Source organism: Streptomyces sp. NPDC053750 (genome assembly GCF_044544295.1).
Classification (GTDB): Bacteria; Actinomycetota; Actinomycetes; order Streptomycetales; family Streptomycetaceae; genus Streptomyces.
Map to the genome: position 1 here is coordinate 148,369 of NZ_JBITXB010000010.1, position 13,756 is coordinate 162,124.

Sequence of the window (13,756 nt, forward strand, 5' to 3'; positions counted from 1 at the left end):
GGTCGCACCACCTGCATATCTGGCTCACAGCCCCCATCTCATCATGGCGCGATCGTGGCGCGGCAAGGAATGAGGCTCGTTCCGAACGACGGCCATGTCAGCACCGAGCCGTCCACGATTCCGCCGTGTTCTGCGGGAACCGACCCTCGCTGCACGGGGTCGTACGGGACCTGGTACGGGCGTTGTACGGGTCCAGAGCCATATCCAGGCCGTCGTGGCGTGCGTTGAGCAAGGTCTCGGCGGTCCGGTTGGGCGCCGCCGCGTGTGCGGGTGGGCGGGGTGCGTTCCGGGACGGAAAGGCGTGAGGCATGAGCACGGTGCGGGAGACGCGGAGCGGTCGGGCAGCGAAGGCGAAGGAGGAGGGCGGCGGCGATCTGCCGGGGGCGTGGGCGGCGTACGGGAGGCTGCTCCAGTATCTGCGTAAGCGGGCCGGATTGAACCAGCAGCAGCTCGGGGAGGCCATCGGCTACTCGATGGAGCAGGTCGCCTCGGTCGAGCAGGGGCGGCGGCCGGCGAAGGCGGCGTTCACGAGGGCGGCGGACCGGGTGCTGGAGGCGGGCGGAGTTCTGGAGGTGCTCCAGGACGAGGTGGACCGGGCGAAACTGCCGCGGTTCTTCCGCAACTTCGCGGTCATCGAGGCGGAGGTCGTCAGCCGGTTCTCGTACGATCCGCTGCTGGTGCCGGGGCTGTTGCAGACGGAAAGGTACGCGCGGGCGGTGTTCGCGGGGCACTGCCCGCCGTTGAGCGAGGAGATCATCGACCAGCACACGGAGGCTCGGTTGAGTCGGCAGAAGTTGCTGACTCGGGTGCCGCTCGCGGAGCTGTCGTTCATCGTGAGTGAGGAGGCGTTGCAGAACCCGGTGGGCGATGAGGAAGTCATGCGCGGGCAGTGGCAACGGTTGCTTGAGGTCGGTGCGTTGCGCAACGTCGAGGTGCAGGTCATGCCTGCCGCTCCGGGGTTCCATTCCGGGCTGAACGGGCCATTCGTGCTGTTGGAGACCAACGAGCACCATCAGCTCGGGTACATCGAATCCCAAGAGGTCGGGTGCGTCGTCCGTGATCCGGCAGAGGTCAGCGCCTTCGGGTTGCGGTATGGCAAGCTGCGATCACAGGCGCTGAATGGCGCGGAGTCTGCGCGGCTCATCGAACGACTGGTGGGAGAGACGTGAGCATGGAGCAGGGGACCGAGAACGTGGACGGGCTGCACTGGTTCAAGAGCAGCTACAGCGGATCAGGGGGCGGCGACTGCGTGGAGGTGGCCGCAGGCTTCGACGCCGTGTACGTACGGGACTCCAAGGCCGCGGGCGACGGGCCGGTGCTGCGGGTCGGCCGGGGCGAGTGGGCGGCGTTCGTCGCGCTCACGGCGGGATAGCGCCGACCAGGACTTCTGAGCGGAACAACGGGCTGGTCCCGTCACTTGAGGTGACGCGAACCAGCCCGTTGTCATGCCGCCGGCTCAGAAGAGGGCGCCCTCGGCGCCCTCACCGAAATCCGACCCACCTCGCGCGGCCAGCTGCTCCTTGTGCTTACGGACGGCCTCGGGAGAGGGCCTGGGAAGGTCAGGGTGCATTTCCCTGGCCTTCTTCTCCGTCACTCCCTTATGTAGACGAAGGTGAACCTCGTCAGCGTAGATCTGGTGGTTCAATTGGCGCAGACGGTCGATGATCTCGGTTCGGGCAAGGAGGCCGATAGTATATCGAGTCCCTTGATCAGTCTCATGGAAACCATGCTCAAGCGCATACGTCTCGTGGCTCGGATCGGCAGGTGGAGTCTGTCCAGAATCATCCAAAAGATCGCGCCAGCCGTAAGCGTCGATGGTCGCCTTGTCGATCTCCTCATGGATACGACGGAGTTCGGCTATGTCTTCGTCCTGACAGTCGCAGCTGTGAACAAGGGAGTACGTGTCAGTGATTCCGATTCCGCGAGTATTCATGAGGTTGCGCCGATGCGCATCCAGAGATACTCCAAGACGATCAAGGCGGCTTGTGGCCTCAGGGCATACGAGCGTTTCAAAGATTTCGGTAGAGGTATACCGAAGGTCCCCCTTCATCGTCGATGCCCTATCAATGGCCCACCAGTAGTGTATAGCGCTACTGAGCATTGCAAGATCGCTCGGTTCGTCTGAAGCGATCACCGCGAGGGCATCGGAAAGCACTTGATCCGTCGGTACAAGAACAGGCATCACCGCGTGAGCCGTCCGCGCGATAGCCACACATCTTTCCAGGTTTCCGATTGCTTCAATCAACTCGCTACGTGGCCGCCAGTACTGCCACCACCTGGCCATCAGTCCAGCATATGAAGAGGGATCCTGGGTTTCTCTGTATGGCTTAACATTCTCCTGGACCCACTCGTACGCCATCGGATATCGAGCCGCACGCTCTTCCGGCCAACTATGGAAGTTAACGATCCAACGCTCACCACTGCACGAAGGGCTTCCATTCAATTCTTTGGCGTTCAAGTACCGAAATACCACTTCTTCATACCCTTCACCTCGCTGCAACCACTCCATCGCGAGATGCTCAGGCACAAAAAACCCTTCTCCTGAAATCTCCAACCCCTTAAAGGACTTACCCTTATTGACCGCAATCGGTTCAGCCCAGCGTTCGATACGAGAAAGAGGGTCGAGGGATGGAGAGATACCTACAGGGACCGGAATGCCACCGAGCACTCGGCGCGCCCCGCCGCTTAGCGGACGCCTGCTCGTCCATACGACACAGTATTCAAGTGCCGCAGAAGCAGAAGGCCAAGTGGCACTCTTTACCGCGCGCCTGATCTCAATCCCTTCCTTGAGGAGGGCATCGAGACTAACTTTGCGAGAATCCCCCTGAGCAAGGGTGTTTGTTCCGATCAGCGCAGTTTGCCCGCCCGAATTGACAAGCAGGTGTGCCTTCAGAAAGAAGTAAGCAACCAGGTCGGCCCAGCCGCGACGACCAGAAGCAATATACTCGACCGCATATTCCCGATACGCTTCCCCGGAAGCAGCCCTGATCTTCGCTCCACCAAGGAACGGAGGGTTACCTACAATTGCATCAAACCCACCCTTACGGGTAAATACTTCCGGAAACACCAGCGGCCAATGCACCGGCCGCCGTTCCAGCGCCCCCTCCGGCAGCTCAGCTCCCAGCCACTCCTCTGCTGAAGCGCACGCCTCGCGCACCACTTCGGAGTCTTCCTCGACCCCGTCTTCCACGATCTGCCGCACAATCCACGCAGCACGCGGGAACAGGTCCTTGACCCGCTCGCCGCCCTCCTCCTCGTACCAAGGCACCCGCCCCGAAGCACAAGTAGCCAGCGCCGCCCCCGCGATCAGGTCGCCCACCAACCGCAGCCGCCGCGAGTGCCGGTTGACCTCTTCCAGCCGCTGCCGCTTCTTCTGGAGTGCCGGCAGGTCAACGCCCTTGATGGCAGTGATCGCCAGGCGCTCCCGCGTCAGCTGGTCCACCAGCTCCCGAGCCTGCTCGGCCAGGACGTCCGTCTGCCCCTGCGGCTTCATGTGGACGGACTGAAGCTGTTCCATGCTGTGCACGCCCAGCAGCGAGTCCCCGCACACCAGCCGGTCGTCCAGGAACGTGAAGGGGCGCTCCGGGTCCATGGAGACCAGCCACAGCGACAGCTTGGCCATCTCCACGGCCATCGGGTTGATGTCCACGCCGTACAGGCAGTGCTCGATGATCTGGCGGCGGGCCTCGACCACCACCGGGTCCTGTTCGGCGTCGGCCGCCGTCACGGCGTCCACGGCGCGGCCGGCCCGGTAGACCATCGCGTCCGTGCGGCCCTCGTTCTCCCAGGCTTCGATGAGGCGGTCACCCAGATAGCGGCACGCCGCCACCAAGAACGCCGCCGAGCCCATCGCGATGTCCGCGACCTTCAGGTCCAGGATCTGGTCGGCCGACTTCAGCCGCCATTCCCCCGTGTCCGCCGTCTGGAGCGGGCCTGGCTCGTACACCAGGGGCTCCAGCGCGTGCAGGACGACTTCCTCCGCCAGGAAGCGGGGCGTGTAGTGCGTGCCAGTGTTCTTCCTCAGCGAGGACTCGGTGACGTACAGGGTGCCATTGGGGATGACTGTCGGCAGGCCGCGCAGGTCGTCGCGGAGGATGCCGGCGAACGGGAGCAGGCGCTCCGTCAGTGCCGCGTCCTTCGTCACCGCGTTCAAGCGGCGACGGGCTTCCGCCGACTCCTCCGCACCCAGCGGGGCCAGCCTCTTCTCCAACTGCCCCGCCGTCGCCGGAGGCTTGGGATCCTTCCACTTCTCGTGGATGGACTTCGCCAGCGTCTTCAGTGAGCCGCCCGCCTTCGCCGCCAGGGACTCCAACTCCCGCAACGGGACCTCGTGTTCCAGGCCCTCCGGGCCGATCAGGCCCACCATGTGCTCGGTCGCCCGGCGCCCGTCGAAGGACAGCAGGCCCTCGTACACGTAGCCGATCTGCTCGACGTCCAGCGCGCGGAAGCTGAGCGTGCGGACCTCGCGGTCCTTGCCCTTGCCGACGCGGACCTCCTGCACGGCCTGGAGCATGTGCAGCACCGTGCGGTCGTCGATGGGGAGGAGCGGGGTGGTGCGCTCCAGCCACGGGTATTTGTCCGGGTCGAAGATCGAGCCGTCGTACGCGGGCAGGTGGAAGCCGGAGCCCGGGTGGTCCACTCCCCCGTGCACGGCGTGGAAGAGGGCGATCAGGCGGTGCCAGGCCGACGTCGTGTGCTCGAGGGACGTCTCGCCCTCCTCGTCCGCCCGCGCCTTCAGCTCGTCGCGCAGGAAGCGGGCGGAGTACGAGCGTGCGTAGACCTCGTTGTCGGCCGGCAGCAGGCCTCGCTCCTCGGCGAAGAGGAGGAAGACGACGCGCATCATCACCGCGACCGCGCCGCGGTAGATCTCGCTCGCGGGGACCCCCGACGCATGCAGCCCCGCCGCGCCGTTCTCCATGGCCCGCACGTCCGCCCGTCCTATGGCGTCGACGAGGAGTTCCACGGCCTGCCGGACCTGGACGCCGAGCGCCTCGGTGACGTCCTCGCCTGCCGCCAGGCTGGCCTTGAGCAAGCCGACCAGGCTCTCGGGCTCGTCGTACTCGAAGAAGCGGCGGCGGCTCAGCAGAGAGGCGAAGGCGCGGACGACGTTGCGCTCCGCCGCCTCGTTCCAGCCGATGGAGTCGAAGACGGCGGTCGTGGTCACACCGCCGAGGGGGGCCCAGACCAGGCACCACCAGCGGCCGTCGGTGACCAGGCCCAGCGGGACGCCATGGTGGCGCAGGAGGCGGGCCAGGCGGTCGGCCGGAGCCGCCGCCCAGTCGCCGCCTCCGCCCGCCCGCGCGGTGGGAGCGGTGCCTGCGGGGACCGTTACGCCCAGCAGCCGTACGCGCTTCGCGGCGGAGTCCACGTCCGGCTCTGCGGCGAGGTCGGCGCCCGGTTCCACCAGCGCGAAGTCGGGGCGGACCTCGGTGTTGTGCTCGGCGACGCGCAGGGTGAGGCGGTCCAGGCCGTGGTGCTCGGAGTCGCCCTCGCGGAAGGTCAGGGCGTCGTCCCAGCCCAGCAGGCGGCGCAGGACGTACGCCACCCACGCGTCCCGCCCGGCGACGGTGTCGGTCTGCCAGTCGGCGTGGTGGGCTCGCAGGCGGGCCCGCTCGTCCTTCTCCAGGGTGTCGAGCTGGGGCCAGGCGCGCAGCAGGACGGGCATCGTCAGGAACGGTCCTGAGACCTCGGTGAGGTCCAGCCACTCCTGGTGCTGCCGGCGGCCGTCGGCGGCCTGGGCCTTGGCGGCGGCTACTCCACGGCTCATGGGGCGGCGGGGGCTCATCGGCGGGCTTCCTTTGCGGGGACGACGAAGACGACGGCGGCGGGGAAGAGGTGCGAGCGGGGCTCGTGGTAGCGGGCGGCGATGGCGGCCAGCTCTCGCTCACGTTCGGCGGGGAGACCCTTGAGGCGGTTGTCCCAGCGCTGGCGGTCCTCCTCGAACTGGCGGCGCTCGTGCCCGGTCAGTTCGTGGGTGGTGAGCAGGGCGAGCTGTTCGCCTTCGCCCTCGCCCTCCTCCTTGAGCTTCGCGCGCAGGGTGGCCTCGAAGCGGTCCAGGGTGGCGGTGATGCGGCGCTCCTCCTCGGCCCGGCGGTCGGCGAGGCGGCTCTCCAGCTGGCGGCCGAGTTCGGCGGCGCGGGCCTCCAGGGAGCGGTAGAGGGGGTCGCGGAGCTTGGGCCAGGCCTCCGTGAGTTCCTTGCGCAGGTGCGGGGCGGCTTCGGTGCCCTGGGTGAGGGCCTGGGACAGGACCCGGCCCTGCTCCCCCACCGACTCCCAGCGGCGGAAGCGGCCGGTGTCGCCGAACCAGCCGCCCGCGTACAAGACTTCCTCGTGCAGGCGGGTGCCGTCCGTGCCGACGAGGACGTAGCGCGCGTACGCGGAGACGAGGGTCGTGGTGACGGCCGGGTCGTCGGTGACGACGGCGGTGACGCGGCTCAGGCCGACCGAGTCGGCGTTCCAGACGGCGGCGGTGAGCAGGCGCGTGGAGAGGGCGACGAGCGGGTGCTTGAGGTGGGCGAGGACCACGTCGTCCCTGCCCTGCGCGGCGACCTGCGGGGAGAAGGTGAGCGGGCGCTGCTCGCCCTCGCGAAGCTTGTGGGCGAGGCCGCGGGTCGCCCGCTCCCAGCTGCCGGACAGAGGCTGTACGTCGAAGAGGTCGCCCGGTTCGAAGTCCTCGGCGCGGACCGTGGACGGCAGGAGCGGCGGCTGGTGGTCGAGGGCCAGGGCCGTGTCGACGACGCGCTTGACGTTGATCGGCGTCAGGCCCAGCGTGCCGACCGTCTCCTCGTACTGGTCGGCGAGCCGCTTCGTCTGTGCCGTGACGTTCTGCTCGGGGGCGACGTCGCCGCCCGTGCGGCGGCCCTTGATGGGCTTGGGCTTGGCGTTCTCGATGTCGACGGGCGCCGTGTCGCCGGTCATGCGGCGCTGGACGGCGTCGGCGAGGACGGCGTTGACGGAGCCGAGGTCGTGCTCCATGCGCGCGACCTTCTTGGCGACGCGGGAGAGGAACTCCAGGTCGGCCTCGTAGGAGCCGGCCTGGGCTTGCTGCCAGCCGGAGCCGATGAAGTGGGTGATCTCCGGGTCCTTCTTCTGGCCCCAGCGGTCGATGCGGCCGATGCGCTGTTCGAGCTTGTTGGGGTTGAAGGGGATGTCGTAGTTGATCAGGCGGTGGCAGTGGTTCTGGAGGTCGATGCCCTCGCCGGCGGCGTCGGTGGCCAGGAGGATGCGGACCTTGCCCTCGAGGCGGGACGGCTCGGTCTGGAAGCCGAGGCGGATGCGCTCGCGCTCTTCGGCGGACAGGCCGCCGTGCAGACGCTCGACGCGGCCGCCGTCGGTGAGTTCCTCCTGCTGGAGGAGGTCGTGGAGCCATTCCTGGGTGTCGCGGTACTCGGTGAAAATCACGACCCGCTCGTTGGTCCACCTCTTGCCGTCGGGACGGCAGATCGCCTTGATCTCACGGATCAGCGCCTCGGCCTTCGAGTCGGGTGCCGCCTCGTGGGTGAGGGCCCAGCGTTCCATCTCCTGGAGCAGGTCGAGTTCCTGGCCGTCCTCGGCCGGGGTGAGCGAGGTGGAGCGGGTCAGCGCGTCGTCCTCGGCGTCGACCAGGCCCGTGTCGTCGAGGTCGGCGACCAGGTCGGCGAACTCCTCCAGCCACTCGGGGACTTCGGCGGCGGCGGAGCGTCCTCGCGCGGGGCCGGTGTCGTCCAGGTGGGAGAGGTAGACCTGGACGGTGTGGAGGAAGGCGGCCGGGGAGGAGAACAGGCGCTTCTTCAGGAGCAGGGTCACGAGGTCGGCGGCTCGGCGGCCGCCCCGGGCCTTCGGGGTGAGCTTCTTGCGCCGCAGGTCCGCGAAGGAGCCGAGCAGCTCGTGAATCGCGCGCTCCTGCTGCGTGTAGTCGACGGACAGCTCGCGGGTGACGCGGGTGCGGAAGCGGGGCGTGCCGTCGGCGTTGGTGACCGTCGACTTCAGGCGGCGGACGACCGTGTCCTTCAGCGCTTCCTTGTCGGGGTCGACTCCGCGTGCGAAGCGCTGGTCGTCGATGAGTTCGAGGAGGGCCGTGTACGACTCCGGGTAGCCGTTGTGCGGGGTGGCGGAGAGGAAGAGGCGGTGCTCGAAGTGCGGGACGAGGCGCCGGATCAGCTTCGTCTGCTGGGAGTCGACGGCGTAGACCTGCTTGGGCGCGGCGGGTGCGACGTGGTGGGCCTCGTCGAGGACGAGGAGGTCGAAGAAGCGCTTGTGCTCGCCATCGGGGCTCTCCTCGGGGGCGCCGATGACCTCGTCGAGGAGGCGTTGGGCCTTCTGGCCGCGCAGCCAGGGCAGGGAGACGATGGTGAGCGGGTGGACGCGGAAGGGGTTGGCCGCGGTGCCGTGGGTGCGGCGCAGGCGGGCGCAGTGTTCGGAGTCGACGATGGTGAACTCGAGGCCGAACTTCTCGGCCATCTCGTCGCGCCACTTGAGGGTGAGGCCGGCCGGGCAGACGACCATGGTGCGGCGGGCGCGGCCCCGCAGCAGCAGTTCCTGGACGACGAGTCCGGCCTCGATGGTCTTGCCGAGGCCGACGTCGTCGGCGAGGAGGAGGTTGACACGGGGGGCGCCGACGGCGCGGGAGACCGGCTCCAGCTGGTACGGCTCGACGGCGACGCCGGAGCGGAACGGGGCCTGGAGGGTCTTGGCGTCGGCGGAGGCGACGGCGGACCAGCGGACGGCGTCGAGGAACGCGGCGAGGCGGTTCGGGGAGTCGTAGGCGCCGGCGGAGGCGTCGGGAAGGGAGCCGGCGGGCAGGACGCGACGGCCGGGCTCGACCTCCCAGATGACGGAGAGGGTGTCGCCGAAGCGGCCGTCGGCGACGGACTGGAGGTGGACGAGGGTGGCGGGCATGCGCTCCTGGTCGCTGTCAGAGGCCGGGGAAGGCTCGACGCGGGCGACCACCCAGGACTGGCCGCGCACCTCGACGAGGTTGCCCTCCTCGGGGAGCTGCTCGGCCCCCGCCCGCTCGGTCTCACGCTGAGCTGCTGGCGTCATGGGCGCTGTTCCCCTCGGTGTCTCCTGCGGCCGTCCGTAGACAAGTGTCCTGTCTCCCCACCGGAACGGTCCGACCGCAGGCTAACATGAGCCATCTACTGTGAACAGAGATTACAAAAACATGGTCGGCGCGGGGCGGCTCAGGACATGCGGCGCAGCCGGTCCAGCAGCGCCTGTGCGCGCCCGTGACGGTCGTCTCCCACTCGGAGTATCCGCTCCTCGTCCCCGACCAGGCGCCGCAGCAGCTCGGTGGCCGCGTGCCGCTCTCCCCCGCGCACCAGCAGTACGGCGATCTCGTAGCGGGTGTCCAGCACCGCCAGGTCGTCCGGTCCGAGGAGGCTGCGCTGCTCGGCGAGGACGGACTTGAGGTCGTCCAGCGCCTCCCGGGTGCCGCCGAGCGCCGCCACGCACAGGGCGGCGCCCACGCGGGCGGTGAGCAGGTCGGCCCGTCCCAGGTCCGGGGCGGCCATGAGTGCCCCGTACTCCTCCAGAGCGCGGGCCGGGCTGCCGGAGCGGCGCAGGGCCGCCGCCTCGACCAGGCGCGGGTGCGGCACCGGGACTCTCACTGGGGGCGACGACGGTGCCGGCGCCCAGGTGGCGAGCAGCGTGGCCACTTCCGCCGCCGAGACGGGGCGGTCCCGCGGGTTCTTCTCGAGCAGGGCCTCCACCAGCCGACACAGCCCGGCCGGCACTTCGGGACGGCGGTCGGTGATCGGTGGCACGGGATCGTGCGCGTGCCGGTGGTAGAGCATGAAGGGGCTGGCGTCCGTGAACGGCGGAGCTCCGGCGAGCAGCTCGTACAGGACACAGCCCAGGGAGTAGAGGTCACTGGCTGGCTCTGCCTTGCCGACGGCCTGTTCGGGTGCCATGTAGACGACCGTGCCGGGGGTGGCGTTGGCGGCAGTGAAGCGGGTTTCGCCAGGCTGGGGCTCCAGTGCGGCGGCGACCCCGAAGTCCAGGACCTTGAGCTCCCCGTCCGGAGTGATCATGAGGTTGGCGGGTTTGAGGTCTCGGTGCATGACCCCCTGGCCGTGGGCGTAGACGAGCACGTCCGCGGCCCGTCGTGCCACGTCCGCGGCCCGGTCGACGGGCAGGGGGCCGTCACTCTCGAGCACGGCGTCGAGGGTGCGGCCGGGGACTAGGTCCATGACCAGGAACAGCTCACCGTCGTGGCTGCCGTGGTCGTGCACCGCCGGGATACCCGGATGCTCCAGCCGACGGGTCAGGCTCGCTTCGCGCAGGAAGCGCCGCTCCAGTGTGCTGGGGGCCCCAGCACGGCCGCCGACCGCGAGGAGCTTGACCGCCACCTCGCGGTCCTTGCTCCGGTCGTACGCCGCCCAGACGACCCCCATGCCGCCCCGGCCCAGCTCGTGCGTGAGCTCGTACGGTCCAAGGCTTCGCCGCATTGCGCCCGTCCCCAGCCAGTCCCGGCGCTCACGGCGCCTGCCACCTCCGCACGACCGTGAGCGGCGCGTCGCCCTCGGTCGCTCACGTCATCCTCTCACTGTTCACGCAGGCCTCGGGCTTTGCGGCACGAGGAAGGGGCGGCGCGGGTCCTCGGGCAGGCCGGGGCGCAACGCCAACCGGGGGTTCGGCGCCGGCAGGAAGGGAGCCAGGGCCGCGTAGACCTCTGTGGCGGAGGTCGGCCGGTCCTGGGGACGCTTGGCGAGCAGGGCCGACACCAGGTCCTGGAGGTCGCGCGGGACATCGACGCCCGATTCGGCGATGGCGGGCGGTGTCTCTCTGAGGTGCCGGGAGGCGAGGAGCGCAGGTTGGTCGGTGGCGAAGAGCGGTGTGCCGGTGAGCATGTGATGCAGCAGGCAGCCCAGCGCGTAGAGGTCACTGCGCGCGTCCAAAGGGTCGCGTCCGGAGAGCAGTTCGGGTGAGGCGCAGGCGATGTTGCCGATGGCCTCGCCGGTCATGGTCAAGCCCGGATCCATGTCGCCCAGGAGCTTGACGAGGCCGAAGTCAAGGATCTTCATCACGCCGTCGCGCCGGATCATGACGTTCTGCGTCTTCAGGTCCCGGTGGACGAGGCCTGCGGCGTGAGCGGCGGAGAGACCTGCACACAGCTGAGCGGTCATGGAGGCCGCCGACGGGACGTCGAACCGTCCATCCTCCTGCTGGTCGAAGAGGTAGTCCAGCGTGGTGCCGTCGATCAGTTCCATGACAAGACAGCAGGTGTCGTCGGTGATCGAGGCGTCGAAGACTGTCGTGATGTTTCCGTGGTCGAGACGTGCCGCGGCCTGCGCCTCCCGTTCGAATCGGGCGAGAGCCGCATCACGGCTCCGGGGGACAGCCAGGAGGTCCGCCGCGACGGTCTTCACCGCGACCGGCCGGTCGAGATACACGTCATGGCCCTCCCAGACCTGCCCCATGACGCCCCTGCCGAGGACCGACTTCAACCGATAGCGATCACGTAGCACCAGTCCCGGCGCAAATTCCCGCATATCCTCCACCCTCCACATTTCCCGCACAGTGAATCAGGCTTCTTGCGCTGTGAACAAAGTCAATGAGGGTAGTACCCTTGCGACTCCCACGGGCGCTGGGATGCCGACCACCCAGCAGGCCAAGCACCTCGGAGACCTTTGATGAGTACACCCAGCGCCGTACCCGTCAGCCTGGCCGAGATCGCCCGCATCGCCGGCGTGGGTCGTGCCGCGGTGAGCAACTGGCGCCGTCGCCACGACTCGTTCCCGTCCCGGATCGGCGGCACTGACGTCAGTCCGCAGTTCTCGCTCGCGGAGGTCGAGCTGTGGCTGCGGGAGAACGGCAAGCTCAAGGACGTCGGTGGCCGCGAGTTCCTGTGGCCGCGTTTCGAGGCGCTCGGCAGCCGGGACGAGTCGGGGCTGGCGATCGCCGAAGCAGCCCGTCGGATGCGCTTTCCCAGGACCCGTAGCACCTCTTCCGACTTCTCCGCCGAAGTGCGACAGCTCGTCGGCGAGGCCGCGGCCCTGGGGCGCGCGGAAGGGCCCCGTCAGACCTTTGAGTTCCTGCTGCAGCGCTGGCTCGAGACACATGTCCGGCAGCTCAGTACCACTCCCGCGCCGCTCGCAACCCTGATGACCAGCATCGCGCTCTCCGCGCGCGTCGGTGAGTCGACGGAGGGACTGACCGTCTTCGACCCGGCCTGCGGCACCGGGCACCTGGCGGCGGCGGCATGCCAGGAGTACGACGGCCCGGGACTGACCGTGCTGGGCTGCGAGCGCGACCCAGCACTCGCCGCGCTGGCCACCGCCCGTCTCGGCTTCGTCACAGAGGGCCGGGCCATCCGTACGGAAGTCGTCACGGCCGACGCACTGCGCGCGGACCCGTTCGCGGGCACACCGGCCGACATCGCCCTGTGCAATCCACCGTTCAACGAGCGGGACTGGGGTTACGAGGAACTCGCCACCGACCAGCGCTGGGCGCACGGTCTGCCACCTCGTACCGAGCCTGAACTCGCTTGGGTACAGCACCTTCTCTCCCATCTCAAGCCCGGAGGGGCGGCCGTCGTCGTCCTGCCGCCCGCAGTGGCCTCACGCAGGGCAGGACGCCGGATCCGCGGCTCACTGTTGCGCACCGGAGCGTTGCGGGCGGTCGTGGCCCTGCCGGCCGGCAGCGCTCAACCACACAGTGTCTCGCTGCAGTTGTGGGTACTCAGAGCGGCTCCGGACACTTCCACTGCCGTCGCTCCCGTGCAGGACGCGCTCCTCGTGGACGCCACGGACTTCGCACGGCCCGGCAGCAGGGAACCGGGACCCGACTGGGATGCCCTCAGTGCCTTCGTCCTGTCCGCGCTGGCCGACATGGACCACCCGGAGGCCGCTCCGCCGGAGAACGCCGTACGCGTCCCTTTGCTCGATCTCCTGGACGACGAAGTCGACGTCACCCCAGGGCGGTACACCGCTTCACGCGCCGAAACGAGCGGCATGGAACTCTCCGCCTCGTGGAAAGAACTGGGATCCCTGCTCACCGGCCTGACCGGTCATGTGCGGCAGTTGTCCGAGCTCGCTTTCGAGGCGGAATCCTCGCAGACCACGACCACGGTCGGTGACCTCGTGAAGGCCGGCGCGCTGACCTTGCGCCCCGGGCAACAGCCCTCCGAGAGCGAACCCTCCTCCGAAGACACCGAACTACCCCTGCTCACGGTCGCCGATCTACTCATGGACGGCACCCCTGGCGGGATGGTCCCCGCGCACACGGCTCACGCCGTCGTCGAGGACGGGGACGTGGTGATCGCCGGGGTCGTCCGGGCCTACCGGGCATGGGTTCACCAGGGCCCTCCGACCGCCCTGGGCCCTCAGCTCTACGCCCTGCGCGTGGACCCTGAGAAGGTCGATGCGCACTTCCTCGCGGGCTGCCTGCGTGCGCCTGCCAACGGCCGCCAGGCGGGCACACACGCGTCCAGTTCGTCGCGGGTCGACATCCGCCGCCTGCAGGTCCTTCAGCTCCCGTTGGAGGAGCAGGTCGCCTACGCGGAAACCTTCCGCTGTCTCAGGGACTTCGAGACGCTCCTCGACCGGGCCGGGCACCTCGGCAAGGGGTTGGTGGGCGACGTGAGCGACAGGCTCGCCGCGGGCGGATTGGCGCCCTGACCACGACAAGCCCCCTCGCCTGTCCGCCCGACCAACTCCATCGGCGTGGATCCGGACCTCGATTTCCTCGGTAGTCCTTGGTCTGCCCGTCGGCGCCCGGACCGGATGGCGATCGGCCGTCCTGCAGCCGGCGACGATCAGCAGTGCGCGTCACGCCT

The 13,756-nt window shown here is 68.8% G+C and carries 7 protein-coding genes; 3 read left to right on the forward strand and 4 right to left on the reverse strand.

The features are described from left to right. Positions 1-308: 308 nt before the first annotated feature. Both ACIGO6_RS26665 and ACIGO6_RS26670 read left to right on the forward strand, forming a co-directional pair. Entirely contained in the window at positions 309-1,169 is an 861-nt protein-coding gene (locus tag ACIGO6_RS26665; protein WP_399880425.1) for a helix-turn-helix domain-containing protein, read from the forward strand. A 2-nt stretch (positions 1,170-1,171) separates the two neighbouring features. Further along, positions 1,172-1,372, forward strand: coding sequence for a DUF397 domain-containing protein (locus ACIGO6_RS26670; RefSeq protein ID WP_399880428.1), 201 nt, complete (start codon positions 1,172-1,174; stop codon positions 1,370-1,372). Positions 1,373-1,456: 84 nt separating this feature from the next. Here ACIGO6_RS26670 and ACIGO6_RS26675 read toward each other — a convergent pair whose 3' ends face one another. The 4 genes from ACIGO6_RS26675 to ACIGO6_RS26690 all read right to left on the reverse strand — a co-directional run bounded on the left by ACIGO6_RS26675 (position 1,457) and on the right by ACIGO6_RS26690 (position 11,489). After that, the gene (locus ACIGO6_RS26675) at positions 1,457-5,785 is read right to left on the reverse strand and encodes an Eco57I restriction-modification methylase domain-containing protein (RefSeq protein ID WP_399880431.1); all 4,329 of its coding nucleotides are present in this window, start codon (positions 5,783-5,785) and stop codon (positions 1,457-1,459) included. Further along, a complete protein-coding gene (gene drmD / locus ACIGO6_RS26680) occupies positions 5,782-9,021 on the reverse strand; it encodes a DISARM system SNF2-like helicase DrmD (RefSeq protein ID WP_399880434.1) in 3,240 nt (1,079 codons plus the stop codon). Before drmD ends, ACIGO6_RS26675 begins: the two co-directional genes overlap by 4 nt. Positions 9,022-9,161: 140 nt before the next feature. Then, entirely contained in the window at positions 9,162-10,427 is a 1,266-nt protein-coding gene (locus ACIGO6_RS26685) for a serine/threonine-protein kinase (RefSeq protein WP_399880437.1), read from the reverse strand. Positions 10,428-10,529: 102 nt separating this feature from the next. Next, complete coding sequence (locus ACIGO6_RS26690; protein ID WP_399880845.1) at positions 10,530-11,489, reverse strand: serine/threonine-protein kinase; 960 nt, start codon at positions 11,487-11,489, stop codon at positions 10,530-10,532. 123 nt (positions 11,490-11,612) lie between these two features. On the opposite strand from ACIGO6_RS26690, the gene ACIGO6_RS26695 reads away from it, so the two are divergent. Continuing rightward, positions 11,613-13,598, forward strand: coding sequence for an N-6 DNA methylase (locus tag ACIGO6_RS26695; RefSeq protein ID WP_399880440.1), 1,986 nt, complete (start codon positions 11,613-11,615; stop codon positions 13,596-13,598). Positions 13,599-13,756 lie beyond the last annotated feature (158 nt).

Excerpts from the sequence above, each read along its gene's own strand:
- ACIGO6_RS26665 (WP_399880425.1), top strand. The coding sequence starts at position 309 with ATGAGCACGGTGCGGGAGACGCGGAGCGGTCGGGCAGCGAAGGCGAAG.
- ACIGO6_RS26670 (WP_399880428.1), top strand. The coding sequence starts at position 1,172 with ATGGAGCAGGGGACCGAGAACGTGGACGGGCTGCACTGGTTCAAGAGC.
- ACIGO6_RS26675 (WP_399880431.1), bottom strand. The coding sequence starts at position 5,785 with ATGAGCCCCCGCCGCCCCATGAGCCGTGGAGTAGCCGCCGCCAAGGCC.
- drmD (WP_399880434.1), bottom strand. The coding sequence starts at position 9,021 with ATGACGCCAGCAGCTCAGCGTGAGACCGAGCGGGCGGGGGCCGAGCAG.
- ACIGO6_RS26685 (WP_399880437.1), bottom strand. The coding sequence starts at position 10,427 with ATGCGGCGAAGCCTTGGACCGTACGAGCTCACGCACGAGCTGGGCCGG.
- ACIGO6_RS26690 (WP_399880845.1), bottom strand. The coding sequence starts at position 11,489 with ATGTGGAGGGTGGAGGATATGCGGGAATTTGCGCCGGGACTGGTGCTA.
- ACIGO6_RS26695 (WP_399880440.1), top strand. The coding sequence starts at position 11,613 with ATGAGTACACCCAGCGCCGTACCCGTCAGCCTGGCCGAGATCGCCCGC.